Raw genomic sequence first — 25,924 nt, 5'->3', positions numbered from 1 at the left:
GTTGTTGGTTGGATCTTTACCTTTACTGTTGTATCACAGCACAGTCTGTACCAGCATAGTCAATTAGTTTAATTATCTGGCGTTTTAGCCAATTTTTCAGAAATGCGGGCACAAACATCTGGTCGCACTGCACTATTGGTGTGCAGCCGTTGCACCAATAATATGCGAATAACTGCAACTATTAAAGATTCTCTGCCAATTTAGTTAAGACAAACTTAAGATTAATTTAAGTCTCAGTTAAGAACGATTTGTCGATGTAAAGCTCGTAGTCGCTCCATCTCCCAATAGCGTTAGTATTGAGCGGTTCGCGCACTTGCTCACTGCTCGCGGTATGAATGGGCCGTTTGGTGTGACTAAACTGGAGGCACTCATTTTCGTAATGCAGGCCAATGTGATTGAATATTTTTGTGAGTTCTTTTTCCGGCTCTGACACCAACGCCTCATAATGTACAGTCAGTACACGGTTAGGTAAGGCGCAATGCCAATAATCCATGAGTGCGGTATAAGCATTATACGTCGTGCCGATATCTTGAAAATCATAGCTAAACTCAACACCTGATGGAAAATACTGTTTAAATAAGCTGATTGCACAGTCAAAAGGATCGCGACGAACGTCAATAATAACGGCTTCAGGCAGTATTTTATGAATAAACCCCACTAATCGGTGGTTGAAAAGTTGTTTATCAATAAAAAATGGGGCTGTTCCCGAGCGAAAAATTGCACTTTCGCGAAGGTATTGCTCTTTAAACATCGACAACTCATCAGGGGTAAAGCGCTCTAGTGCCTGTGTCAAACTTACGCCATATTGCTTCAATGCATAGCGCTGAGCTGCCGCTTCAACATCTGGAAGCGTCGGTTGCTCCATAGTGCCGTCTATTTTACTGTGCGTTGCCAACATTTGTTCTAAAAGCGTGGAGCCCGAACGGGGCAACCCAACTATAAAAATAGGGGTTGGCGAATCGTTTTGGATAGGCGCTTGCAGTTGTAAAGCTTTAGCGGTGTACGCCGCTTGCCGTTGTTCATATTCACGCTTTAAAGACTCGACTTTAAAATGCCCCGCGGATTTACATGCGTTGGCAACACGGTAGTCTGATATTGATTGCTCTGGCATTACCTGAGTTTCACGCATTTTGGCGAGGGCAAAATAAAGCGGACTAGTAGATAAACTTGGCGGGTTGCTGCGCGTTAAGGCATTTAACTTTTGCATTTCCCCCTCATTGAAGGGGTAATTTTTGAAGTCTGCCAGCGCCCACCACGCTTCCATATTCTGTGGATTACTCTCAAGGCTGCGTTTTATTGTTGCTATACTCTTGTCTCGCTGCCCCACAATGCGCAGCATCTGACCATAAACTAAATTTATCTGACTGACTTTTTCGGCGTCACCTGCCGCATGGTTTAACGCGCGTTGGCAATACTGCTCAATATCCTCATATTGACCGTACTTTAATAGGTGCGTTATCAATAACCAAAGCGTATCAAAACATTCATCCAATGTTGTTAATGTTTTCAGAGATTCAATCGTATTGCGATACTGCCCAGCACTGGCGTAACCATCGGAAAGAAGCTTGCGAATAGACAGGTTACTGGGTAAATGTTCCACCGCTTGCTCTAAAACCTCTATTCCCTCTTCTGGCAGATTTACTTGTAAAAAAATACGACCTAACGTGAAATATGCTTTCGGATGTGGCCCAAATTCCTTCAACATTTGCAATGCTATTTGTTCAGCAGCACTATAATCCTGCTGCTCCATGAGCAATGATATTTGCTCAAATTCCCTTTTCATTGGGTCGACATTTTCCGCATTTAGCGCAATATCTACGGCCTCTTTGACATGACCAATCGCATACAAGCACCTACTGAAAAGCAACCATCCCTTAAAAAAAGTGGGATGTGATTTTACGGTCGGATAAATTAACTTGAGCGCATTTGCATAGTCTGCCTTCTGAACCAATAAACTTGCTTGGTTATAAATTGAAACTGTGTTGTCTGATGACATATGAAGCCTTACTGCAAATTTTGAAGCTAAACTTGAACGCTCTTTTTACACGATTGGACAAGTTACTGACGCAATAGAATCATTTTCTAGGAAAAGTAATCAGTTTTCACTAGATTTTTGTCCAAGCAATTTAGAATTTTCTTACAAAGCGAGAACTCACATCCCGTCGCGGCCCCATCAAGGGGTCGCATCGACACATCTGCTAATGTTTAGATTTTCGTGATGTTTGAAAATTTGGAGCGGGAAACAGATTTATTCTCGTTGTGAAGCAATGGCCGACACTCGGTCGCGGGCCCATTAAGGGGTCGCATCGATACATCTGCTGACTCGTTGCGAAGCAATGGCCGACACTCGGTCGCGGGCCCTTTAAGGGGTCGCACTTAAAAACTAGATAAGCTTTGATTTTCGAGGTGTATGAAAAATTTGGAGCGGGAAACGAGATTCGCCAACTGGCCGACACTCGGTCGCGGGCCCTTTAAGGGGTCGCATCGATAACGAGATTCGCCAACTGGCCGACACTCGGTCGCGGGCCCACTAGGGGTCGCGCTTTTCACGCCCACTGAAAGTAAAGTTTACTATCAGCTTTAAAATTTGGAGCGGGAAACGAGATTCGAACTCGCGACCCCGACCTTGGCAAGGTCGTGCTCTACCAACTGAGCTATTCCCGCAACAAAAGAGGTACTTCGTTTGAAGTGGTGCGCATTTTACAAAAATTTTGGGGTAACGCAACCATTAATTCTACTTTTTTTGTACCTCTTGGACCGAACGCCTAAATCGTAAACACTTTCTCACGATAATAGCGCATTTCTTCAATAGACTCGCGAATATCATCTAACGCCAGGTGTACGCCTTTCTTTTCGAAGCCGTCTAAAATTTCAGGCTTCCAGCGGCGCGTTAGTTCTTTTATTGTACTTACATCAATATTTCTATAGTGGAAGTACGCTTCAAGTTCGGGCATGTACTTCACCATGAAGCGTCTGTCTTGCCCAATAGTGTTTCCACACAGTGGTGATTTTCCTGCATCTACCCATTGTTCTAAAAAAGCAATAGTTTGTGCAGAAGCCTCTTCTATGCTTATTTTACTCTCTCGGCAGCGCGCAGTTAAACCACTTTCACCGTGCACGCGAGTGCACCACTCGTCCATATTATCTAATACGTCGTCACTTTGATGTACCGCTATTACGGGGCCTTCAGCCAAAATATTTAGCTGTGCATCAGTAACAATGGTTGCAATTTCCATTACTACACAAGTTTCAGGATCTAACCCCGTCATTTCCATGTCTATCCAGACAAGGTTGCTGTCGTGTTTACTCATTACTTTCCTCTTTGCGCTACAGACATGGCAACCATGCCCTACAAACGGTATTATTGACATAGTATACGTGAAACTAGAAAAGAATCGTGGCGAAAAAACCAAAACTTACACAACGACAGAAACGACAAGTGGCAGCTAATAGAAGCAAACGCTTGCGTGAAAAGCACGCCTCAAAGGGCGCGGCGAACCTTGATGAAAGCACGCTAGAAAGCGGCACGGTAATCGGCCGCTTTGGTAAACACGCAGACGTTGAAGACGCAAACGGTGCGGTATCTCGCTGTCACATTCGCCGCACAGTAGACTCTGTGGTGTGTGGCGACAAAGTGTTTTTCAGTAAAGGGGATGACGCTGAGTCAGGTGTAAGTGGGGTTATTGAAATTGTAAAAGACAGGCACTCTGTCCTAACTCGCCCAGATTATTACGACGGTATAAAGCCTATCGCCGCGAATATTGACCGCATTATTGTAGTTAGCGCTATATTACCGACCCTCTCACTAAATATTATCGATCGTTATCTCGTGGCCTGTGAAGACATAGGCATCACGCCTCTGATTGTCCTCAACAAAGTAGAGTTGCTCAGTGAAGAGGAACGCGCAAACGTAGCAGAGCAGCTTAAAACATACGAGAACTTGGGCTACGAAGTGCTCTTCACCAGTTGCAAAACCGGTGAAGGCATTAGCAAGCTCAATGAATACCTCAACGATAGCATCAGCGTTTTCGTAGGGCAGTCGGGTGTAGGCAAATCAAGCTTAATTAATCAAGTTCTCCCCGACGCCGATGAATTAACCGGTGATATTTCGGATAACTCCGGACTGGGCCAACATACGACTACAGCGGCTAAATTGCTTCACTTGCCGGCCGGCGGTGATTTAATTGATTCTCCTGGAGTACGTGAATTTGGCTTGTGGCACATTCCTACCGAACGAATTACATGGGGCTTTATAGAATTTAGAGATTACCTAGGCGGCTGTAAATTCAGAGACTGCAAACACCTTAACGACCCAGGATGTTTGTTAAAAGAAGCCGTAGAAGAAGGGAAAATCAGCGCTGAACGCTTCGAAAGCTACCACCGAATTTTAACCACCATGGAAGAACAGCGCCCCAGTCATAGTCTTCCGCCTGGTGCATAAACATTTTTCCTTTACAACCGTAAACAAAGTTAATGTTGTGCTTATGCTTTTGTGTAAGCATTCATAACCCTAAAGTTGCTCTTAGTATCACGACTTACGATACAATAACGCTATTGGTGCAATGCATTACTGCTTGCACAAAAGAAACGGAGATATTTTGTGTTAGATTGGCTTAAAGTTAATTTACAGTACGTTACACCAAAACACCTGCTTTCACGCCTTGTGGGAAAACTTGCGGAAGCAGAAATGGGTAGCGTTACCACCTTTTTCATCAAGCTATTTATCAAGCAATATAACGTTGATATGACCGAAGCATTGCATGAAAAGCCAGAGCATTACAGAAGCTTTAATACGTTTTTTACGCGCCCGCTCAAGCCAGAAGCACGTACCATAGATCAGAGCGACAACGTACTTATCCATGCTGTTGACGGTACGGTAAGTCAGTTTGGCGACATTCATAGCGACAGTATTTTTCAGGCGAAGGGCCATGACTTTAGCCTTACCACATTATTAGGTGGTAAGCCTGAGGTAGCTGCGCCATTCAAAAATGGTAAATTCGCGACTATCTATCTTGCTCCACGGGATTATCACAGAATTCACATGCCAGTTGAGGGCACGCTTACCGATATGCTGTATGTGCCAGGCGAACTATTTTCAGTGAACCCGCTTACCGCACAAAACATTCCAGGTCTGTTTGCACGCAACGAACGTGTTGTGGCGCTGTTTGACACGCCTGTTGGCAAAATGGCGATGGTGCTCGTTGGCGCTACCATAGTGGCAAGTATCGAGACCGTCTGGGCAGGCACAGTAACGCCTCCTGCGGGTAAAAATGTTCAGCACTGGTCATATGAAAAAGATAGCGAAGCAGCGGTTTTCTTGGAAAAAGGCGCTGAACTTGGCCGCTTTAAGCTAGGCTCTACCATTGTGGTATGTTTCGAACAAGATGCAATTGATTTTGAAGACCTGGCCCCTGGCATGGTCACTCGTCTTGGCGAGCCTATGGCGCTTAAATCAACGACACAGCCTTCTGGCGAAGATATGCCAGTGGCGAATGAAACGATGAGTGATGAGAAGAGCGAGACCAAAACAGAGGACGCTGACAGCTAATTTATGGATGCTGTTAAAAAAAGCCTGATCTCACTTCATTTCACGGTAATTTTACTGGGTGGTACTGCTCTTTTCTCTCGGCTTGTACCACTGAGTGCCAGCGATATAACGCTGGTTCGCTCGGTATTTGCCTGCATAGCATTATTCGCCTTTTTGAAGTTGGCAAAAAACAAAATAAAGTTGAATTCCAAAAAAGACTATGGCGTTGCCTTAGGCTTAGGCGTATTGATGGCGCTGCATTGGGTTACCTACTTTGCCGCCATGCAATATGCAGGGGTATCTGTGGGGATGATTGCCCTTTTTACCTTTCCTGTAATTACAGTGCTTATCGAACCTTTTTTCGAAAGAGTAAGATTAGTTTGGCAGGACATCGTATCTACCCTTACCGTGGTTATTGGCGTTTACTTAATTGTGCCTGAAACGTCGCTAGAAAATGACATTACCCTTGGTGTCCTTATTGGTATTGCATCTGCCATCTTGTATTCGTTTAGAAACCTTATCCACCGCAAGCACTTTAAACACTACAGTGGTGCGCAGGCCATGGCGTGGCAAACCCTGGTTATCAGCATTTTAATGCTGCCGATAGGCAGTGCAGAAATAGTAGCTGCGTCTTCAAGCGCTTGGCTTATGCTATTGCTTTTAGGCACTGTATTTACTGCACTTCCTCACGCGCTCATTGCCGCAAGCCTACGACACCTTAGGGCAAAAACGTTTTCGCTTATTGCCTGCATGCAGCCATTGTACGGTGTTTTCCTCGCTATTATTTTGCTCAACGAAAAACCCGGGTTAAGTGCATTACTCGGTGGAATTCTTATTACCTCAGCATCAGTTTATGAAACGCTCAACACGCATAAGTTACATAGCGCAAACGAAGATTAACGCGTACTGTGATCTTTAAGGAAGAAATGTCTATGCTCATTTTTGCTCACCGAGGCGCTAGCAAAGCCGCCCCAGAAAACACAGTGAAGGCGTTTAAACTGGCTTTCGAACAAAACGCTGACGGCGTTGAGTTTGATACTTATCAACACGAAAGTGGCATTATTGTTTTTCACGATAGAACGCTTGCGCGCAGAGCACGAGAAACTGGCTTTTTGCTAGACACACCATGGCATTCCTTAAAAACAATGAACATCGGCGATGGAGAACGTATACCCACCCTCAACGAAACGCTTAGTTGTGTGCCAAAAAATAAGTGGTGTAACATCGAAATAAAGCACTTAAACAACATTGATAGTTGGGTGAAAGAGGTCAAAAATGCGGTGCAACACAGCGGTATTAATATCGATAAGCTGCTTATCTCTTCGTTTAATCATCATTGGCTCAAGGCTATCTCAAACCAGTGGCCCGATATAAAGATTGGCGCCCTGACTGCAAGCTATGAACTAGACTGCACGGCTAGTGCAAAAACACTTGGCGCTTACTCTGTAAATATTGCTTTAGACGCCGTTGATAAGCAATTTGTTCAAACGTCACAGCAAGATGGATTCGACGTATTCGTTTATACAGTAGATGAGCCTAGAGACATGCTTATGCTAAAAGCGTGGGGCGTGAATGGCATATTTACAAATGTGCCTGATGTTGCGCTTCGTGTGCTATCGGATTAAACAGCGTTTTATCAAAAAACACTGTGTTGAAGAAATATCACATATAAAAAAACGAGCCACTGGCTCGCTTTTTTATATACGGTTCTATCACTATTTAAATTCAGTAGATAGATGCTCTGAGAACACTGTATTTTTGCAACACTTACACTGTCTGCATAAACGCATGTTAACCCAGTGACCAGCTACAATAAGCGCTGCACCGATTGCAATGGTAAAAGGTTCGTAGTGATGCCCAAAAATATCTTTGTGCCAATAGATTGCACCGCCTGAAAACAGCAGTGCAAGAGGATAGTATTTGCCATGATAACGAATTGCGCCGCTAACCAGTGCAACTGCACCTACAATTAATGAGAAGGTGAGAATTGTTCTTTCAAACCACGCCTGTGCAAAGAAACTAGAACCAATTAGCGGTAGTAAAGGCACCAAAACAGGCAACGCGAGGCAATGCAACGCGCACAAGCTCGACACCCAAATGCCAAGTTTGTCTAGTTTTGTTGGGTTCTCGTCAATTGGCGTCATTACTTTAATGTTACCTTTTTCTACTCGTTTGTATCATGCTACTTGCGTCAGAGACGTTATATTATAACAGACTATGCGAATTAGAAAACGTTCCCACATTAAATTTTGATCTTATTGAGATGAAAATAGACTAAAGACTGACCGAAAAGAACTAACGTACAGCTAGCTTATGCCTGTCACTCATCATTCAAAGCAACTTCTGTCATTTTGCTGCTTGCAACCGCGTTCATCAACACATTACTCTTAGGTTCCTCAAGGGCTGTGCTTTGTTGATGTGTAGTAACGCGACCAAATTCCGCTATTTGTAGTGCATCTTCTTTCCGCTTCGCTACTTTAGGGGCGTAAGAGAAATATTCATCTAACGACATAAGGTTAAATTCCTCTTTCTCGAGCGTTAGAAGATGCTTTTTAAGAAAATTAACAGTCATTGGGTGCGGATGGCCAATGGCCACGGCCACGCCGTTTCGTTTAGCTATATGTTTCATTCGTTCAAACTGCTTTGAAAGAAATGATTCTGTTAGTTCATGATCAAGAAAGATGTGTCGGCTCGCATTAGGCACACCAAGTCGCTTGGCTACAGCTTCACCTTTACTTAACACCGTAGTGCGACTGTCTATATAAAACAAGCCTTGACGTTTTACTTCCTCCATCAGCACTTCCATTGCCTCTTCCTGCAATGTAAACGCACTGCCCATATGGTTATTCAATCCAACGGCGTTAGGCACGCTGCGAAGCGCCGCTTTTACTGTGTGAGTGATTTCACCCTTGTACATATCTGTAGTGAGCCCAAGGGGGCCTAACTTGAGGCCACTTTTGGCCTGCATAGGCATGTGTAACATTACCGACCTACCCTCACGGTCTGCACGTTTTGCAATTTTTGCAGCAAGCGGTGTTTGGGGTAGTATCGAGAAAGCGACTTCTTTGGGAAGCGAGAAAGCGGCAATGTCAGACGGCCGATATCCTAGGTCATCTAAAATTATAATGAGGTTGGCCTTTGCTAATACTGCACTTGGCAGAAGTCCAATAAGCCAAAAACTGAAAAAGATTGTCAAAAGACGCAGGCGCATCTGGGCTAGTCCATTTTTTATTGTTTTTTTGCAAGTAAAGCGCAGCGAATAGCATACCAACTAATGATTTGCTTTCAACCGGTATATTGTTATACCTACGTTTAATTTATCCATGCTGAAGGATTTAATGCTTTACCTTTATGTCTTATTTCGAAATAAAGGTTAGGATATTCTTGTCCACCGCTTCGCCCGACTAGCGCGATACGTTCTGCTTCTTTTACCTCATCGCCAGCCTGCTTTAAAAGCGCTTGATTGTGACCGTATACGCTCATATACCCATCTCCATGATCAACGATGGCGACTAAACCAAACCCTCTAAGCCAATCGGCATATAGTACTTTACCAGGGGCGATTGTATTCACGGGCTCGCCTTCAGCAGCATCAATAATTACACCTTTCCAAGACACTTGGCCCTGCCGACGTTTACCAAAGAGTTTACGTATTCTTCCTTTAACCGGTGCAGCGAGTTTACCCCTTAGTTTTGACAGCCCTACCATTTCGACAGTAGCTTGTCTGGCTGCTCTTTCAGCTGCAAGGCGAGCAGCTTCGATAGCATTCTTGAGCGCTTTTTCATCTGCTCTTAAAGAGGCTATCCGCTGGCTTTCTGTCGCTATTGTCTTTGTAATTTTTTTAAGTGTCGATTTGCGGTCGTCCTGTCTTGTAATCAACACCGCTCGCTGCCCTTCCTGCTCTCGCTTTAGCGCAGACAAAGACTGCGCTTTTTCACTCAACTCGGCATTCACTTCTTCTAAGCGTGACACATTGTTTTTAAAACTTTCAATTTCTTGCTGACGCGCTTTTGCAACGTATTGATAGTACGTGATCACACGCTCAAACGTATTCGCATCGTTTTGATAAAACAACAATTTTGCATAATCATAGTGACCGGCCATGAAGGCACTTTTTAATTGCGTAGATAACAGTGACTGCTGGTTGCGAATAGCCGCTTTGAGGGTTTCCTGCTCGCCTTCTAGCGTAGCTTGTTCTTTTTCAATGTTCTGCAGCTCTTGGCGAGTGATAGCTAATGCCTTCGCAACTTTCGCTATTTCCAATTCAGACGCTTTAAGTACATCTTCTAACTCTTGCGCACTGGCCTTACTATTTTCTAATACTTGCTGCCTTGCACGTAATTCAGCCTGTAGCTCAGCCAATTTTTCTATTTGCGCATTCGGGGCATTGTCTTGCGCAAAGGCATTGCTTTCAATCATAAAAATAGTCATCGCTACCAAAAAGCGAATGATTGAAAGAAATAATCGTACAGACATAACGTATTCTCGAAACCTCTATGTTTAGGTGTAAGCGTACCGTATTGCATTAGCACCATTTATAACACGTTTCAGTGTATCTGACGGCCGATTATATGCCCAGTGCAATTTATTCGTAATATCAGTCATCTAAAGTATTAACCGTAGAAACGTTGTCTCCATTTCTTTGCTATTACCAGTAGGCGTACACAATTACGTTCTTAATGGGCAATTATCCATGCCCACTGGTATAACTTGAAGGTAGGCTGGTTTCTCGCCCATTTTTCTATATACTTTGCACTCATTTTACGGTCTGTAGACAGGGTTAGAGGTAATGGATCAACTAATAGAATTTGCTGGCAACAATATTGTGCTTGCTGGTATTTGGGTTGCGCTGGTTGCCATGTTGATATTTAGTTATATCAGTGCATGGACATCTTCAGTAAAAGAGTTGAGCACACACGAAGCAACGCTACTCATGAACAAAAGCGATGCCATAGTGTTAGATATGCGTCCTGCAAAAGACTTTAAAGCAGGCCACATTTTAGGTGCCAGACAAATTAAGCCTGAAGAAGTACGCGAGAAAAACTTCAAGAAGCTTGAAAACAGTAAAGACAAACCCATTATCGTAGTATGCGCTATGGGTAATCAGGCTCGTGGTACAGCAAATGCGATGCTTAAAGACGGCTTCGCGAATGTGAATGTATTAAAAGGCGGAATGAACGCGTGGCAAAGCGCTAGCCTTCCCGTCTCTAAATAGCAGGTAACCTTTATGAGCAAAGTAGAACTTTACACCAAAGGGCATTGCCCATACTGCCATCGTGCCAAGGCACTGTTGTCACAAAAAGGTGTGGAATTTATTGAATACCCAATAGATGTTAAGCCTGAGCTGCGCGACGAAATGATCGAACGCGCAAACGGCGGCTGGACTGTACCGCAAATTTTCATTGATGATCAGCACATTGGTGGCTGTGACGATATGATGGCTTTAGAAGCACAGAACAAACTCAATCCATTGTTGGGTTTAGCATAAGCGTCAGCGCATACAGCAACGCACTACATCACATTAAAACGACAATTAAATATAAATAGGATAGATCATGGCTGACGAGAATCAGACAAATAACAACGAAGCAGCAGGTACTCAGGCACCGCAAACAGCGCAGTTTAATATTCAGCGCATTTACACAAAAGATATCTCTTTTGAATCTCCAAACGCACCAGCAATCTTCACCAAAGAGTGGAAGCCTGAAATTAAGTTAGACATCGACACTAGCACGAACAAGCTGGAAGAAAATGTTTTTGAAGTAGTGCTTTCGGTTACCGTTACAGCAACACTTGGTGAAGAAACTGCATTCCTGTGTGAAGTGCAACAAGCCGGTATTTTCGCAATTGGCGACATGCCAGACCAGAACAAGGCACATACATTGGGCTCGTTCTGCCCAAACATGCTTTTCCCATATGCGCGTGAAGCAATTTCGAACTTAGTTAACCGTGGTACGTTCCCTCCACTTAATCTAGCGCCTGTAAACTTCGATGCTATTTTTGCAGCTTACGTGCAAAAACGCGCTCAACAAGCACAGGGCGAAGCACCCAAAATGGACGCCTAATTAGGTGAGTATGAAACACGAAGACATGAAGTCGAACTCGGTTTCAACGTCTGTTTCGGTATTAGGGGCGGGGTCTTACGGCACCGCCCTCGCTTTTTGTCTTGCTCGAAACGGTAATTCAACGCTACTGTGGGGCCGCGATGAAAAGCATATTGCTGAAATGCAGGCAAGTCGTGAAAATGCACGTTATCTTCCCGGCGCAACATTTCCAGCTCCCCTAGCCGTTAATGCGAATTTGGATGAGGTGGTGTCTTCAAGCCAAGACATTTTGGTTGTTGTACCTAGTCATGCATTTGCGGCGATGCTTCATAGCTTAAAGCCATTGCTAAAACCGCACCAGCGCGTTATCTGGGCCACTAAAGGGCTAGAGCCTAAAACCGGCCGTTTGCTTCGCGATGTGGCGGAAGAAATTTTAGGGACTCATTATCCTTTGGCTGTTTTGTCCGGCCCCACTTTTGCGAAAGAAATGGTAGCGGGGCTACCTACTGCGATTTCATTATCTTCTACCGACGATAGCTTAAGTGATGAGTTTGCAGCAAAGCTTCATTGTGCGAAGTCTTTTCGGGTATACAAAAACTCGGACTTTACTGGTGTACAGCTTGGTGGCGCGGTGAAAAACGTTATTGCAATTGGCGCGGGCTTGGCCGATGGCCTTGGCTTTGGTGCAAACGCGCGAACGGCGCTGATCACCCGAGGTTTAGCAGAGCTTACCCGGTTGGGCGTGAAGCTGGGTGCAAATCCAGAAACCTTTATGGGCATGGCGGGTCTTGGCGATTTAGTTCTAACTTGTACAGACAATCAATCGCGCAATCGTCGCTTTGGACTGGCTTTGGGTCAAGGCAAGAGTGTCGATGTGGCTATTGAAGAAATCGGACAAGTGGTTGAGGGATATCGCAATACTGAAGAAGTACACATATTATCTAAGAAAGTAGGCGTTGAAATGCCTATTTGCGAGCAAATCTACGCGGTTCTCTACCACGGGAAATCCCCCAAAGAGGCGGCGTTGGCCCTACTTGGCCGAGACCTCAAAAAAGAAGCGTAATCATATTACGCTTCTTTTATTTTACTTAGCAACTAGCGCCCTTCCCTAACCACTACCACTTTTTGGTTGCCTCGGTAATTGTCATGAATACGCTTCACTTTTTTCACCTTCTTGTAAGGGGAGTCAACGACAACATAGCGATTACCCTGCTTTCGATAATAATGGCCATTCGCAACGTAAAAACGGTTGTTATCGACCACTTCAACCCTATGTGCACCTGGCAACACGTTAACGAATAGTCCAATTTTAGGAACGCGTATGGCTACGTCAATTAGCGGACGAGCAGGTTGCGTAATAACAGTTACCGTATTATTCGCACCTTTTTTAGCGTGAGAATGGTGACCTGAATGCGCGCTAGCCTGGCCTGCAACCATCAAGCAAACGCCGGTAATAATAGTCAATGTTATACGTTTCATAATGCTACTCCTAACTCATTCGTGCATGTTCACAGGCTATATTAATGAGTGAAGCTGAACGAAAACTGACTCAGATACGCTTTACGCTTTCTTTACAATTGGCATAAAAAAGCCCTGTTAACAGGGCTTTTTAAGATAGAGATTCTTCCGGTGGCTTTTGTCCGCGTTTTGCTACCTCGCACCTTCGTAGCCAAATTGACGCCAACTTTCGTACACAAATACCGAAACGGCGTTTGACAAATTCATACTTCGGCTGTCTGGTAGCATAGGAATACGAACCCGCTGTTCTGGCGGCAGTGACTGAATATATTCATCGGGTAAACCACGGGTTTCTGGGCCAAATATGAGGGCGTCACCTTTTTGATAAGACACATCACTATGAAACGCTTTGCCTTTTGTTGTACAAGCAAATACTCGGTTCGGCTTCGCATCCTCAAGGTAGGCTTCTAAGTTTGCATGGCGCTTAACGTGAGCAAACTCATGATAATCTAAGCCTGCTCGGCGTACCCGTTTGTCGTCCCACTCAAAGCCTAGTGGCTCTATTAAATGGAGCGTAAAACCACTATTTGCGCATAAACGAATGATATTGCCCGTATTGGGCGGAATTTCAGGCTGATAAAGTACAATATCTAGCATGCTCTCGGTTTACCTACTGTGCTAATTTTGGGGCATTTTACACCTTGCGGCTTTGTCGTGTACGCTCAATTTTCTGTTAAAAAATCAAACATGCGCTTTAGGCTACGATCTCGAATTTCGTCAGATTCAGTAAATAGCTCATGATAAGCGCGCGGTATAATTTCTAATGTTGCGTTTGCCATTCTTTTGGCGACTACTCGCTGGCGCTTGTTATCAACAATGGTGTCGTCATCCGCACTCAAAACAAGCGAATGTGTTAATATGCCGCCGGCACTATCCTCTATGGTATTCATGGCCTCGTGTGCCGCACGTAACCATTCTGTCGTCACACCGCCAAGCTGAATATCTTGCTCTTCATCGTACAACTCTCTAAATAACGCATACCTGACTTTGCTGTGTGTTAACTTATTTAACGAGTAAGGAAACGCAATGTAGGGTGTTTGTCCGAAAAAATATCCAGATTCCTTTTTCTTCATCCTGTTGACGGCTAGCCCAGTTCGAATAAGACCGTTTGCCAGCCAATTAGGCAAAGATGGTTTTATTCCAAACATCGGTGAAGCGAAAATAGCCTTTGTAAAAAGATGGGGGCGTCGAAGTAAGGTCAAAGCGCCAATTGCGCCTCCCATTGAGTGACACACAAGCTGTAAATCGCCTTGTTGACGCGGTTTTACAATTGTTTCGACAAAGGTTACGAGATCGTCAACATAATCGCTAAAATCGGCGACATAACCATGTTGACGATCATGCGTCATTCTTCCGGATAAACCCTGACCTCGGTGATCAAGGATAAAAACAGCAAAACCGTTATTGAACATGTCAAAGATGAGCTCTTTGTACTTTAAATACGACTCAATTCGACCTGAACTTATAACTATGGTTGAACGCGGCGTCTCTGGGATACAATATGCATAGCGTACGGTTATATCATCTTTCCCAATAAACTCACCCTGACTAACAGAGCGCTGCCAAAATGGATTTATCTCAGTGGCAAACGTAGATGCCAAGTTTTGTTCAGACGTCAACGTCCAGTCCATAGATCACCTTTCAACTGTCTACTCGCTTTATTACTTCTACTGCTTCACAGGTTACCTAGGTGCCCATTTAAGGGGCGCTGCTCAATTCTTTTGGAAAAATTAGCGTAACTTGCAACCCACTGCCAGAGATGGGCACAGCATCGATGCGTCCATGATGCAACTCAACCGCAGCTTTTGCAATGGATAAACCGAGTCCTACACCACCCGACGTACGCTCTCTTGCCAGTGACGCCCTATAAAACGGCGAGAAAATACGCTTACATTCATCAAGGCTCAACCCCTCCCCATCATCAACTATACGAATAAACCACGTGGCTTCATCCTCACCAAAACTGACTTTAGTTAACAAGCGACTGTGCCGTATAGCATTTCTAAGTACGTTTTCAACGGCTCTACAAAGCATAATACCGTCAGCCAATACGGTCTTTTGTGGCACGGTTTCTATTTGTAATTGTTTGCTGCAGGTAGCTGCTTCAAAATTTGCATCTTTGAATACATCATCAAGAATCTGAGACAGCGAGCATGCCTTAATGTTAGCGCTGCCCGCTTCAGCTCTACTGAGCGTTAATAGCTGTGATATGAGTGCTTCCATCCTTTCAGCTTCGCGTTCCACGCGCTCGAGCGTATTAATGTCCACATTTTGTTGGTAGGCAAGTCCCAATGCCATTTGCAGTCGTGTTAGGGGTGAGCGCAGTTCATGTGAAACATCCGCAAGTAACCTTTTCTGCGCTCCCCACATATTCTCTAGCTGTGCTGCCATAACATTGAAGTCCCGAGCTAATTGACCGAGCTCATCGTGCCTCTTTGAACCAATATTGACTCTGGTTTGCCACTCTCCTTCTGCCAACCTTTTTGCAGAGCTTTGAATTTGCAAAAGCGGTTTTGTTAAAGAGCGGGCAAACAGCCAACTGAGCAGTACAGTGGTTATCAGTGCAATGCAAAGAAATAAAAGTACCGGTGGGGTTTGCTTCTCTGACATATCCAGCTTCGCACTAAATAATGCGTATTGCTGATTTTGCTTCTCGAAGAAAACTGGCCCAATTAACTTCAACGCGCCGCGCTTTATACCTATTGGTGCTTGTTGATTTACTAGCCTTAGCAAGTCTCGCTTCTCATTCTCGCGAAGCGGCGGGCCATTGTATGAAATGACGGTGCCTGTACTGACATTCACGGCTATTAAGCGTCCCCTAATCCCTCGTGAATTTCGCCTTAATGCGTCTTCTAGAGGGAACCTTATAAACCTCTCCCTCGTAAGCCGCTGCGCAACCGCCTGAAGGTTTTTCAGTTCCATGGGCTTTATTTCAACTACCTGCAGATCTTCAAAAAACAGACGGCTTCCCCAGATAGCAAGTAAAGCCGTAACGATAAACGTTGCCCAAAACCATAAAAAAAGGCGCCCTACGATGGCTCGAGTAGGATTTAACCGGCGTAGAATCATCATTATTTTGCAGCACTCATCATTAGCATGTAGCCAACACCACGGATGGTTTTAATTTTTTCATTTATTGTTATTTCAGCTATTTTTTTGCGAAGATTACTCACGTGCATATCTATACTTCTGTCAAAAGCTTGAAGAGGTTTTCCAAGTACTTTGAGGCTAATTTCTTCTTTGGTGACACGATGACCAGCGTGAAGCATCAATAAGCGTAAGATTAAAAATTCCGTTGAAGTAAGTGTAAGTGGGATATCGTCAATTTTTGCAACTTGACTACTTGGGCTAAGGTGAACATTTTCAACACGTAAATCTTGCTCAACTGCACCACCTGAAGTGGCTATGTTGTGCCTGCGTACAATAGCTTTAATGCGCGCAACCAGTTCACGATGGTTAAAGGGCTTCGGAAGGTAGTCATCCGCTCCCATTTCAAGGCCAAGAATGCGGTCGTAGTCGTCACCGCGTGCGGTAAGCATAAGTACTGGCGTACTGTGGCTTGCACGAAGTTTCTTCAGTACATCAAATCCATCGAGTTTTGGCATCATTACATCGAGAAGAACCAGATCATAATGGTTACCCGACAATGCTTCGCTTAGGCCTGCTTCACCGTCATTCTTTACGGTCACTTGGTAGCCCATGCTGGTGAGGTAAGCAGAGAGCATTTCTGTTAATTCAATATCATCATCAATAATCAGTATTGACTGCAAATGGAAATCAGAACTCATGGTTTTACACTCTTTTACGGCTAAATTCATCTTAATGCCTTATGCCAAATGTCGCCACGCTCAAATATATTGTGAACAATCTTTAGCGGTTTCTACTAAACAATAAACACGTACTATAACTTCTCAGACCTTTACATTCTTTGTTGAGTTCGGCCTTTACATAAGCTTTACGTTCTCTTGACTGCTTTTATCTGTGTATTCGCTAATCTAGTCTTGTCCGATTAAACAGGAGACGACAATGAAAAGGTTTTTAATAGCAAGTGTAACAGTAGCGGCAATGAGTATCAGCGGCGTTTCTAACGCAAAGCCTTCAGGCCCAGAAATGCGTCACCAGCAACCGGTAAAAGAAATTGTTAAACATCTTCGTGGCTTGAGCCTAAGTGATGCTCAACTTGGAGAAATTAGAACATTCATAAGTGCGTTCAAAAGCGCTAACCCTAGCTTAGCTAGTGCGAGTCGCGAAAAACCAGACTTTGACTTTGAAACCGCTTCTGAAGATCAAATTACCGCATTTGTTCAATCGCAACTTGAAGAACGCGAGTCAAAACAATTTGCTCTGGCTGAACTTCGCCACAATATCTTCAACGTGCTTAATGCAGAGCAACAAGCAACCGTACTAGCACGCGAGTCGAAAAGAGAATATAAAAGAGAAATGAGGCGCGACAAACGTCGCGACGCGCTTGAGAAGAAAAGCGTTCGAGTGGCAAACCATGGAGAGGCAAAAGGTAAAAGGTCTCGCGATCATGGTGTAGGAGACAGACTGCGCCATGAACATGACGGCATACCATTTAGGGGTATTGAGCTAACCGACGCTCAGAAAACAAGCCTTGCTGAGCTTCGCGAATCGTTCAAGGAGATCGCTAAAGTGAATAGAGAAGTGTTACATAGCTTCAGGGACGCCCAACGTGAATTAATTAGAAGTGCGTCTTTCTCAGAAGAAACATGGAGCGCACTTGTTGCTCAATACAAAAGCGACCTTGTTAATGCAGGCGTACAAAAAGCGATGCATCGCCAAGCAATGTTTGCAGTGCTCACAACCGAGCAGCAAGCAAAGTTAAGCGCACAGCGCGAAGAGAGACGAAAGCTACGTGAATTATTCCGCTCGTAATGGAAATCAAAATTTCAATATAGTGATAAGGCTGGTCCCAACCAGCCTTTTTTATTCAAACGTTGGTTTGACTGGCTTGTAATCCGGTGACAAGAAAAGCGGAGATGTTATGACTAAATCTGCTGTTGCTGGAGTACACGCTACTGGCACATTCCACACTGAACATAAACGCAGCAGCGCTTTTACATCAGGGTCGTGAGGTGCAGGGTTTAACGGATCCCAAAAAAAGAATAGCGCGTCTAGCTTGTTTTCGGCAATAAGCGCGCCTATCTGTTGATCCCCGCCAAGCGGACCGCTTTTATACCGTGTGACGTCTAATCCAGTTTCAGAGGCAATCAAACCACCTGTTGTTCCCGTTCCTACTAAATTGCATTGTTTAAGTACGTCAATATGCTGCTTCACCCATGCTAGCAACTCCGGTTTTTTATGGTCGTGCGCTACTAACGCTAAGGTAAGCCTGCTCATTTATCCAATTCCTGGTCCATCCCAATTATCAAATGCACTCTATTTTCAACTTAGATTAAGCACTAAATATCATTCAATACAGCAATTTTTGTCGATTTTTTAAAATCGTATACCTTTTATTGCTCATCAGGCATAAAAAGCGGCTAATTTGAAAAAGTGATATTAATAAGCACTTAACATAACTATTCAGTTTTATTTTATCGCTTGTCAACATATTGTCATAACTACACCGATATTATTTGCAATCTGAATTATTCGCAATCAGTAACGACAACAAAAAAATATTTATACATTATTATTGCATAATAATTCAGAAAGGATACACTAGTCCTCGGTTAAGGCATCTAACCCTAAAATTAGGGTTGAAACATGATAGGAATTGATGATGACACAACCAACTCGCGTTGTTGGTTCAATCACTGACAACGATAAAGAGTTTACCTCTCCCCTGGCTGGCTACACCTTGCATAGCGCACGACGATGCGTGTGCACATCTATGCTTATTCGGTAGCACACTTTTTACCTTTGTAATGTGGTCGCGGTTAGGCATGGATTTTCGCCAAACCAGTTTACAAAGGTAAAAAGTGATTTTTTTCTCCTTTTATTGAATTTTTAAATTATGTATAGCGTTTCAATTATTGGTGCCAGTGGTTACACAGGGGCACAATTGGTTCAGTTGGTTATTCAACACCCTAAACTAGTTTTGGCAGGTACTTACGTATCACAGAATAGTAGCGATGCGGGAAAAGGTATTGCAGAACTTCACGGCACTTTAGCTCACGTAGACGCTACGCTCACACCTATATCAGACGCAGCGCTAGAAGAGATGGCTAATGGCGTCGATTTTATTTTTCTTGCCACACCTCACGAAGCAAGCCACGACTGGATGCCTATCTTGTCCTCAGGCAAAGCCAAAGTACTCGATTTATCGGGGGCCTTCAGACTTAAAGATACCGACGTTTTTGAACAGTTCTACGGCTTCCCCCATACGCAAAAGCAAAGCCTAGCCCAAGCTGTTTACGGCCTTGCCGAATGGCACGAAGCGCAAATTGCCAGTGCTGATGTTATTGCTGTGCCTGGTTGCTACCCCACTGCGAGTCTTAGCGCACTTAAACCACTTGCTGCAAATAACCTACTTGATGAGAGCGTACGCCCTGTAATTAATGCCGTGTCGGGTGTTTCCGGTGCTGGTAGAAAAGCTAGCCTAACCACCAGCTTTTTTGAGGTCAGTCTTCAAGCATATGGCGTACTTGGTCATCGCCATACGCCTGAAATTGAAGCGTATCTAGGCACGCCTGTTATCTTTACGCCGCACTTAGGTAATTTTAAACGTGGGATATTGGCCACAGTAACCGTTAAGGTAAAAGCTGGTACCACCAGCGCGCAACTTGAACAAGCGTACACTGGCGCCTATGCTGATAAACCCATTGTGCGTTTGCGCAAGAGTTTTCCAAAAATTGACGACGTTGCTCATACCCCATTTGTTGATCTTCACTGGAAGTTAGATGAGGCATCTGGATACGCAGTGATTACCGCTGCAATCGACAACGTAATGAAGGGCGCTGCTTCTCAAGCTATACAGTGCCTAAACATAATGACGAAACAGCCAGTAGAGACAGGGTTAGTACTATGAGTGTTTCACCAATTGTAATTAAAGTTGGCGGTGCATTACTTGATGATGCGGCGGCAATGACGCGCTTATTTCTAAGCGTAAAAGACGTTCAAGCAACACGCCCGGTTGTGGTAGTACATGGGGGCGGCCCGTTAGTGGAAACACTGATGGCGAGCCTTGGCCTTCAAAGCACAAAAATTGATGGTCTACGTGTTACGCCCGACGAGCACATGCCTTATATCTGCGGGGCGCTAGCGGGCTCTGCTAATAAACAGCTTTGCGCTGCGGCGCTTGCTGCTGGTATTACGCCAGTTGGCTTATCGTTATTAGACGGCAATATGGTGGTGTGCGAGCCACTGGCAGACCAGTATGGCGCCGTTGGCGTGCCATCAACGGCAGACGCTTCGTTTTTAAAAAACGTTTTGGCGCAGTCAACCCTTCCTGTCATTAGCTCAATTGGCTCAAGCCCACAAGGCCGATTGCTGAATGTCAATGCCGACCAAGCGGCTACGGTTATTGCCGAGCTTCTTAACGCTGAACTTTTACTCCTTTCCAATGTTGACGGTGTGCTAGACGGCAACAAATTGCTAATTAGCGAACTTAACGCAGCAAGTATATCGACGTACGCAGATGAAGGCGTTATCACCGACGGAATGAAAGTGAAAGTAGATGCGGCACTAGCGTCTGCAGAGAATTTAGGCCGCGCGGTTTATATCGCAAGCTGGGCCGCCGACATCAACGACATCTTAAATAAAAAAACGGGTACACAAATTCTGCCCGCAGCGCTGACAAATACACCGTCAACAAACGCTGACTTACCCCACACCGATTTTACAAAAGGCAATGCCGGAGAAGTACAATGAAACAGGACCTACTTACCTTTGCAGACTGGACACCCGACGCAATGAAAAACTTGCTGCAATTGGCTGTAGAAATTAAACAAGCCCCAGCAAGTTACAGCAACGTGCTAGCGGGGAAATCAATTGTTGCCCTGTTTGAAAAGCCGTCATTGCGAACCCGTGTAAGCTTCGATATTGGTATTAACAAGCTTGGCGGCCACATGGTGTATTTAGATGTACAGTCGGGCAAATTAGCCGGCCGTGAAGACGCAGTAGACACTGCTGCTAACCTTGCATGCTGGGCTGACGCCATAGTCGCTCGTGTATTTTCTCACGAGACGCTAGAAACCTTTTCTAAGGCTGCAAATGTGCCTGTTATCAATGCATTGTGTGATAAATATCATCCGTGCCAAGGCCTTGCTGATTACCTTACTATGTTTGAACGCTTCGGCAAAACCGAAGGTCTTACCATGGCTTATGTGGGCGACGGAAACAATGTAACCCATTCTCTGTTAATAGTTGGGGCGCTTTTAGGTTGCAACCAAGTTGTAGTTACGCCAGAGGGTCACGAAGCGGCACCTGAAATTGTGGCGCAAGCGAAAGCAATTACCGAGAAAACGGGTGTATCGATTGTTGAAAGCACAGAGCTTAGTGCTGCTAACGGTGCAGACGTTATCTATGCAGATACATGGCTTTCAATGGGTGACGAGACGCCACTTGAAGTGATTAAAGAAAAGTTCATGCCTTATCAGGTGAACGAAGCGTTGATGGAAGCAACCGGTGCTAGCTACGTTATGCACTGCCAACCTGCCCATCGCGATTTAGAAATTACGGGCTCGTTGATTGATAGCGATAAATCGCTATTAATGCAGCAAGCCGAAAATAGAATGCATGGCCAAAACGCCATTCTTACTCAATTACTTAACGCTTAAAAAGACGCTTAAAAAGACGCTTAGAAGGATTATTTAGATGCAAAACGTTAAAAAAATCGTGCTGGCCTATTCAGGCGGGCTTGATACATCAGCCATCATTCCATGGCTTAAAGAAAACTATGGCTGTGAAGTTGTCGCGTTTGCAGCAGATGTGGGTCAAGGTGATGAAGAACTAGAAGGCCTTCATGAAAAAGCTATCGCATCTGGCGCAAGCGAATGCCACATTGTTGATTTGAAAGAAGAGTTCGTAAGCGAATATATCTTCCCAACTATCACTACCGGTGCGGTTTACGAAGGTGAATATCTACTGGGTACGTCAATGGCACGTCCGGTTATCGCCAAAGCGCAAGTTGAGATTGCGCGTAAAGTAGGTGCCGACGCACTATGCCACGGCTGTACGGGTAAAGGTAACGACCAGGTACGCTTTGAAAGTACCTTTGCTGCTCTAGCCCCTGATCTTACGGTTATTGCGCCATGGCGTGAGTGGGATATGGTAAGCCGTGAAGACCTATTGGCTTATCTAGCAGAGCGCAATATTCCAACCACAGCGTCAGCAACCAAAATTTACAGCCGTGATGCAAACGCATGGCACATCTCACACGAGGGCGGCGAGCTAGAAGATCCATGGCAAGAGCCTACCAAGCAAGTGTGGACCATGACCGTTGATCCTGAAGATGCACCTGACACACCTGAGCGCGTAACCCTGTCGTTCAACGAAGGTAAACTGACCCACGTTGATGGTGAAGCACTCTCGCCTTATCAAGCGCTAGTTAAACTTAATACTGTAGCCGCGGCACACGGTGTTGGACGTATCGACATTGTTGAAAACCGCCTTGTAGGTATGAAGTCTCGTGGCTGTTATGAAACGCCAGGAGGCACCGTACTGCTTAAAGCGTACAAAGCACTAGAAACTATGGTGCTAGATAAAGCTGCGCTTAAATACCGTGAGCAGATTGGTCTTGAGTTCTCACATGTTATGTACGATGGTCGTTGGTTTACTGCCCTTAACGATGCACTGCTTGCTGGTGCAGCGTCTTTTGCTAAGAAAGTGACAGGCGAGATAGTGGTTAAGCTTTATAAAGGCCAAGCTACGGTTACCCAGCGTAAATCGCCCAACAGCCTTTACTCTGAAGACTTTGCTACCTTTGGTGCAGACGATGTTTACGACCAGAAGCACGCTGAGGGCTTTATCCGCCTATTCAGTCTTTCAAGTCGTATTGAAGCACTAAAAAATCAAGGTTAATTGTATACCGCGCGTAGCTTTTAGCAGCTACGCGCAGGTATCAAAGGCAACAAACAGTATTTAAGGAGCATCGCATGGCGTTGTGGGGTGGCCGGTTTGAGTCCGGTGCAAGTAGTATGTTTAAACAGGTTAACGACTCACTGCCGTTTGACCAAGTTATGGCAAGCCAAGATATTCAAGGCTCTATCAGCTGGTCGCGTGCGCTGCAAAAGGCAGGCGTACTAACTGCTGACGAACAAGCTCAGCTTGAAGCAGCACTTAGCAAGTTAAAAGCGAAAGCCGATGCTGGAGAATTAGACTTTAACGCATCGAGCGAAGAAGATATTCACAGCTTTGTAGAAGCTGCGCTTATTGAAAAGCTTGGCGATATTGGCCGTAAACTACACACAGGTCGTAGCCGTAACGACCAGGTGGCTACTGACTTTCGCCTGTGGGTACGAGAACATATTGCCTCACTTCGTGCTGATGTTTTAGGTGTGATCAAATCGCTTCTTAATGCCGCAAGCCGTCATCAAGAAGCCATTATTCCAGGTTACACCCACTTACAGCGTGCACAGCCTATTCACTTTGCACACTGGTGCTTGGCTTACGTTGAAATGCTAAAGCGTGATTTAAGTCGTTTAGATGACTTAAAAGTACGCATGAATCAGTGCCCTTTAGGTTCTGGCGCATTGGCAGGTACGACTTTCCCTGTAGACCGTCATGCCATTGCTGAAGAACTGGGCTTTGACTCTCCCTGCCTTAACAGCCTTGACGCTGTGTCGGACAGAGACTTTGTGCTAGAGCTTTTATTTGTAGCCAGCACTAGCATGATGCACTTGTCACGTCTTGCCGAAGACATGATTTTTTATAACTCTGGCGAAGCCGGATTCCTGCAGTTAGGCGATAGCGTAACTTCTGGTTCGTCGCTTATGCCGCAGAAGAAAAACCCTGATGCGCTTGAATTAATGCGCGGCAAATGTGGTCGTGTATTTGGTTCTTTGCAAGCGCTGTTAGTTACCATGAAGGGCCTTCCACTTGCGTACAATAAAGATATGCAAGAAGACAAAGAGGGCGCTATCGATACGGTAAATCAGTGGCACATTTGCTTGTGCATTGCTAGCGAAGTGCTTGACTCACTGCAGCTAAACGAAGAGCGCTGTCGTGTTGCGGCAACCCAAGGGTTCTCTAACGCCACTGAGCTTGCCGATTATCTGGTAGGAAAAGGTGTACCGTTTAGAACAGGTCACGATATTGCAGGACGCGTTGTGCTTCAGGCCATCGACAAAGGCTGCGCCATTGAAGATTTGCCACTCAGCGACATGCAGGCTATTTGCGACAAAATTGAAGACGACGTTTATCCAGTACTTCAATTGGAATACGGTGTAAACCAGCGCAATATCCTTGGTGGAACCAGCAAAGAAACAGTTACTAAAGCACTGTATCAAGAGTTGGAAGATTTGGATAAGCAAGGGTAGGACAAGGAACTGCTTAGATGGTACTAGCGCATCATGACGGCATAAAACTGTTTCGCAGTTCACTGCCTTATATTAATGCTCATCAAGGGAAAACCTTTGTGTTGATGTTCGGTGGCGAAGCCATTGAGCATCCTAATTTCCCTAATATTATTCACGACATTGCCCTGCTTAACAGCTTGGGCGTGCGCGTGGTCGTGGTGCACGGTGCCCGCCCGCAGATAGATCAGCGCGTTGCCCTTCGCAATATTGAAGGCCGCTTTGAAAGCGGTGTACGCATTACCGATAAACAGACTCTTGAGTGCGTAAAAGATGCCGCAGGCTCGGTGCGCTCACAAGTAGAAGCTCTGCTTACCATGGGGCTTCCCAACTCACCTATGCACGGCTCGCAAATACGCGTGTGTTCGGGCAACTTAGTCGTTGCAAAACCAATGGGCGTGCGAGGCGGCGTTGATTTTGAAAACACCGGGTTAGTGCGTCGTATTGATACCACCGGCATTAACGATCATTTAAACGATGGCTCAATTGTGTTGCTATCGCCTATGGGCTATTCATCAACAGGTGAAGTATTTAACTTGTCTCACGAAGATGTAGCTACGCAGGCGGCTATAGCCCTTAAAGCTGACAAACTTATCGTATTTTCGAACTTTGATGGCGTATATAACCGCGAAGGTCGTTTACTTCGCACCATTGAACGCCCTCAGTTAGAACAGTTGATGATGGCAGGCGACATTACCACCGAAGATACGGTGTTAAGCGCTCTTACCACCAGCGTAGCTGCCGGTGTGCCCCGTGCTCACTGCATCAGCTTTGAAAAGGACGGCGCATTGCTTCAAGAGCTGTTCACCCGTGACGGTACGGGTTCGCTTGTAATGGAACACCATTACGAACAACTGCGTGCAGCGACTATCGAAGATGTGGGAGGGATCTTAAAGCTAATAAAACCGCTAGAAGAAAGCGGCGTGTTAGTTAAGCGCTCTAGAGAGCGTTTAGAGAACGAAATTAACCAGTTTATTGTGATAGTGCGTGACGGCATGATCATCGCCTGCGCAGCCTTGTATTTATACCCTGAAGACGGCTGTGCCGAGTTAGCCTGCGTGGCAACCCATCAAGATTATCGCGGCAAAAACCGTGGCGAACGGATTCTAGATGAAGTACGAGCGCGTGCTAAAGAAGCCGGTATTAACAGTATTTTTGTACTGACCACGGTTACCGCACACTGGTTTTTAGAGCAAGGGTTTGAACCTGCAGACATTAGTGCGCTACCTGCCGTAAAGAAAGAGCTGTATAACTTCCAGCGCAATTCTAAAGTATTTACCTTGGCGGTGTAGAAAATTTCGTTTTAGCGCGAATGCTATGGCTTACCATCCCAGCTAAGCAGTAGCATTTGCGCG

27 protein-coding genes and 1 tRNA gene are annotated in these 25,924 nt (G+C 45.1%); 16 read left to right on the top strand and 12 right to left on the bottom strand.

The annotated features are described in order from the left end of the window. Window positions 1-226: 226 nt before the first annotated feature. From BK026_RS16695 to orn, 3 genes are all read right to left on the bottom strand, one after another. Window positions 227-1,996 (bottom strand): tetratricopeptide repeat-containing sulfotransferase family protein, encoded by a 1,770-nt coding sequence (locus BK026_RS16695; RefSeq protein WP_071816849.1) that lies wholly within the window; start codon window positions 1,994-1,996, stop codon window positions 227-229. A 592-nt stretch (window positions 1,997-2,588) separates the two neighbouring features. Next, a tRNA-Gly gene (locus tag BK026_RS16690) sits at window positions 2,589-2,664 on the bottom strand. Window positions 2,665-2,765: 101 nt separating this feature from the next. Next, on the bottom strand, window positions 2,766-3,311 hold the full coding sequence (gene orn / locus BK026_RS16685; protein ID WP_071816848.1) for an oligoribonuclease: 546 nt from the start codon (window positions 3,309-3,311) through the stop codon (window positions 2,766-2,768). A gap of 86 nt (window positions 3,312-3,397) precedes the next feature. On the opposite strand from orn, the gene rsgA reads away from it, so the two are divergent. From rsgA to BK026_RS16665, 4 genes are all read left to right on the top strand, one after another. Then, window positions 3,398-4,441, top strand: a complete 1,044-nt coding sequence (gene rsgA / locus BK026_RS16680; RefSeq protein ID WP_071816847.1) for a small ribosomal subunit biogenesis GTPase RsgA — start codon at window positions 3,398-3,400, stop codon at window positions 4,439-4,441. Window positions 4,442-4,600: 159 nt separating this feature from the next. Then, on the top strand, window positions 4,601-5,548 hold the full coding sequence (gene asd / locus BK026_RS16675) for an archaetidylserine decarboxylase (protein WP_071816846.1): 948 nt from the start codon (window positions 4,601-4,603) through the stop codon (window positions 5,546-5,548). 3 nt (window positions 5,549-5,551) lie between these two features. After that, a complete protein-coding gene (locus tag BK026_RS16670) occupies window positions 5,552-6,427 on the top strand; it encodes a DMT family transporter (RefSeq protein ID WP_071816845.1) in 876 nt (291 codons plus the stop codon). 32 nt (window positions 6,428-6,459) lie between these two features. Continuing rightward, window positions 6,460-7,152 carry a glycerophosphodiester phosphodiesterase gene (locus BK026_RS16665; RefSeq protein ID WP_071817734.1) on the top strand — a complete coding sequence of 231 codons (693 nt, stop codon included), beginning with the start codon at window positions 6,460-6,462 and terminating at the stop codon, window positions 7,150-7,152. Between the two features lie 90 nt (window positions 7,153-7,242). Here BK026_RS16665 and BK026_RS16660 read toward each other — a convergent pair whose 3' ends face one another. From BK026_RS16660 to BK026_RS16650, 3 genes are all read right to left on the bottom strand, one after another. Further along, window positions 7,243-7,671: a MerC domain-containing protein gene (locus tag BK026_RS16660; protein ID WP_071816844.1), complete on the bottom strand. Its 429-nt coding sequence runs from the start codon at window positions 7,669-7,671 to the stop codon at window positions 7,243-7,245. Between the two features lie 176 nt (window positions 7,672-7,847). Continuing rightward, the gene (locus BK026_RS16655; RefSeq protein ID WP_071816843.1) at window positions 7,848-8,738 is read right to left on the bottom strand and encodes a divergent polysaccharide deacetylase family protein; all 891 of its coding nucleotides are present in this window, start codon (window positions 8,736-8,738) and stop codon (window positions 7,848-7,850) included. A 101-nt stretch (window positions 8,739-8,839) separates the two neighbouring features. Next, window positions 8,840-10,003 carry a murein hydrolase activator EnvC gene (locus tag BK026_RS16650; protein WP_071816842.1) on the bottom strand — a complete coding sequence of 388 codons (1,164 nt, stop codon included), beginning with the start codon at window positions 10,001-10,003 and terminating at the stop codon, window positions 8,840-8,842. Window positions 10,004-10,316: 313 nt separating this feature from the next. On the opposite strand from BK026_RS16650, the gene BK026_RS16645 reads away from it, so the two are divergent. From BK026_RS16645 to gpsA, 4 genes are all read left to right on the top strand, one after another. Further along, entirely contained in the window at window positions 10,317-10,742 is a 426-nt protein-coding gene (locus BK026_RS16645; protein ID WP_071816841.1) for a rhodanese-like domain-containing protein, read from the top strand. A 12-nt stretch (window positions 10,743-10,754) separates the two neighbouring features. After that, a complete protein-coding gene (grxC, locus tag BK026_RS16640; RefSeq protein WP_071816840.1) occupies window positions 10,755-11,015 on the top strand; it encodes a glutaredoxin 3 in 261 nt (86 codons plus the stop codon). A 67-nt stretch (window positions 11,016-11,082) separates the two neighbouring features. Continuing rightward, on the top strand, window positions 11,083-11,592 hold the full coding sequence (secB, locus tag BK026_RS16635; protein ID WP_071816839.1) for a protein-export chaperone SecB: 510 nt from the start codon (window positions 11,083-11,085) through the stop codon (window positions 11,590-11,592). A gap of 10 nt (window positions 11,593-11,602) precedes the next feature. Continuing rightward, window positions 11,603-12,634, top strand: a complete 1,032-nt coding sequence (gpsA, locus tag BK026_RS16630; protein WP_071816838.1) for an NAD(P)H-dependent glycerol-3-phosphate dehydrogenase — start codon at window positions 11,603-11,605, stop codon at window positions 12,632-12,634. 32 nt (window positions 12,635-12,666) lie between these two features. On the opposite strand, the gene BK026_RS16625 is transcribed toward gpsA, so the two are convergent. From BK026_RS16625 to BK026_RS16605, 5 genes are all read right to left on the bottom strand, one after another. After that, complete coding sequence (locus tag BK026_RS16625) at window positions 12,667-13,050, bottom strand: DUF6515 family protein (protein ID WP_071816837.1); 384 nt, start codon at window positions 13,048-13,050, stop codon at window positions 12,667-12,669. Window positions 13,051-13,221: 171 nt separating this feature from the next. After that, window positions 13,222-13,686 (bottom strand): tRNA (uridine(34)/cytosine(34)/5-carboxymethylaminomethyluridine(34)-2'-O)-methyltransferase TrmL, encoded by a 465-nt coding sequence (trmL, locus tag BK026_RS16620; RefSeq protein WP_071816836.1) that lies wholly within the window; start codon window positions 13,684-13,686, stop codon window positions 13,222-13,224. A gap of 65 nt (window positions 13,687-13,751) precedes the next feature. Further along, window positions 13,752-14,720, bottom strand: a complete 969-nt coding sequence (locus tag BK026_RS16615; protein ID WP_071816835.1) for an alpha/beta fold hydrolase — start codon at window positions 14,718-14,720, stop codon at window positions 13,752-13,754. 67 nt (window positions 14,721-14,787) lie between these two features. Next, window positions 14,788-16,161 carry an ATP-binding protein gene (locus tag BK026_RS16610; protein ID WP_256253873.1) on the bottom strand — a complete coding sequence of 458 codons (1,374 nt, stop codon included), beginning with the start codon at window positions 16,159-16,161 and terminating at the stop codon, window positions 14,788-14,790. After that, window positions 16,161-16,907 (bottom strand): response regulator transcription factor, encoded by a 747-nt coding sequence (locus tag BK026_RS16605; protein WP_071816833.1) that lies wholly within the window; start codon window positions 16,905-16,907, stop codon window positions 16,161-16,163. Before BK026_RS16605 ends, BK026_RS16610 begins: the two co-directional genes overlap by 1 nt. 208 nt (window positions 16,908-17,115) lie before the next feature. Here BK026_RS16605 and BK026_RS16600 point away from each other — a divergent pair, with 208 nt between their 5' ends. Next, window positions 17,116-17,985: a Spy/CpxP family protein refolding chaperone gene (locus BK026_RS16600; protein ID WP_071816832.1), complete on the top strand. Its 870-nt coding sequence runs from the start codon at window positions 17,116-17,118 to the stop codon at window positions 17,983-17,985. Window positions 17,986-18,036: 51 nt separating this feature from the next. Here the strand turns inward: BK026_RS16600 and BK026_RS16595 are convergent, their stop codons facing one another. Then, on the bottom strand, window positions 18,037-18,450 hold the full coding sequence (locus BK026_RS16595) for a methylglyoxal synthase (protein ID WP_071816831.1): 414 nt from the start codon (window positions 18,448-18,450) through the stop codon (window positions 18,037-18,039). 385 nt (window positions 18,451-18,835) lie between these two features. On the opposite strand from BK026_RS16595, the gene BK026_RS19895 reads away from it, so the two are divergent. The 7 genes from BK026_RS19895 to argA all read left to right on the top strand — a co-directional run bounded on the left by BK026_RS19895 (window position 18,836) and on the right by argA (window position 25,861). After that, window positions 18,836-18,961, top strand: coding sequence for a hypothetical protein (locus BK026_RS19895; protein WP_256253871.1), 126 nt, complete (start codon window positions 18,836-18,838; stop codon window positions 18,959-18,961). Window positions 18,962-19,069: 108 nt separating this feature from the next. Continuing rightward, window positions 19,070-20,083 carry an N-acetyl-gamma-glutamyl-phosphate reductase gene (argC, locus tag BK026_RS16590; protein WP_071816830.1) on the top strand — a complete coding sequence of 338 codons (1,014 nt, stop codon included), beginning with the start codon at window positions 19,070-19,072 and terminating at the stop codon, window positions 20,081-20,083. Beyond that, on the top strand, window positions 20,080-20,925 hold the full coding sequence (gene argB / locus BK026_RS16585; protein ID WP_071816829.1) for an acetylglutamate kinase: 846 nt from the start codon (window positions 20,080-20,082) through the stop codon (window positions 20,923-20,925). The genes argC and argB overlap by 4 nt, the downstream gene beginning before the upstream one ends. Next, window positions 20,922-21,833, top strand: coding sequence for an ornithine carbamoyltransferase (locus BK026_RS16580; protein WP_071816828.1), 912 nt, complete (start codon window positions 20,922-20,924; stop codon window positions 21,831-21,833). Before argB ends, BK026_RS16580 begins: the two co-directional genes overlap by 4 nt. 37 nt (window positions 21,834-21,870) lie before the next feature. Further along, window positions 21,871-23,076: an argininosuccinate synthase gene (locus BK026_RS16575; RefSeq protein WP_071816827.1), complete on the top strand. Its 1,206-nt coding sequence runs from the start codon at window positions 21,871-21,873 to the stop codon at window positions 23,074-23,076. A gap of 74 nt (window positions 23,077-23,150) precedes the next feature. Beyond that, a complete protein-coding gene (gene argH / locus BK026_RS16570; protein ID WP_071816826.1) occupies window positions 23,151-24,533 on the top strand; it encodes an argininosuccinate lyase in 1,383 nt (460 codons plus the stop codon). 17 nt (window positions 24,534-24,550) lie between these two features. Then, a complete protein-coding gene (gene argA / locus BK026_RS16565) occupies window positions 24,551-25,861 on the top strand; it encodes an amino-acid N-acetyltransferase (protein WP_071816825.1) in 1,311 nt (436 codons plus the stop codon). The last annotated feature ends 63 nt before the right edge of the window (window positions 25,862-25,924 follow it).

This window comes from Alteromonas sp. V450 (assembly GCF_001885075.1).
Taxonomy (GTDB): domain Bacteria; phylum Pseudomonadota; class Gammaproteobacteria; order Enterobacterales; family Alteromonadaceae; genus Alteromonas.
This window is presented reverse-complemented; position numbering and strand designations above follow the sequence as displayed.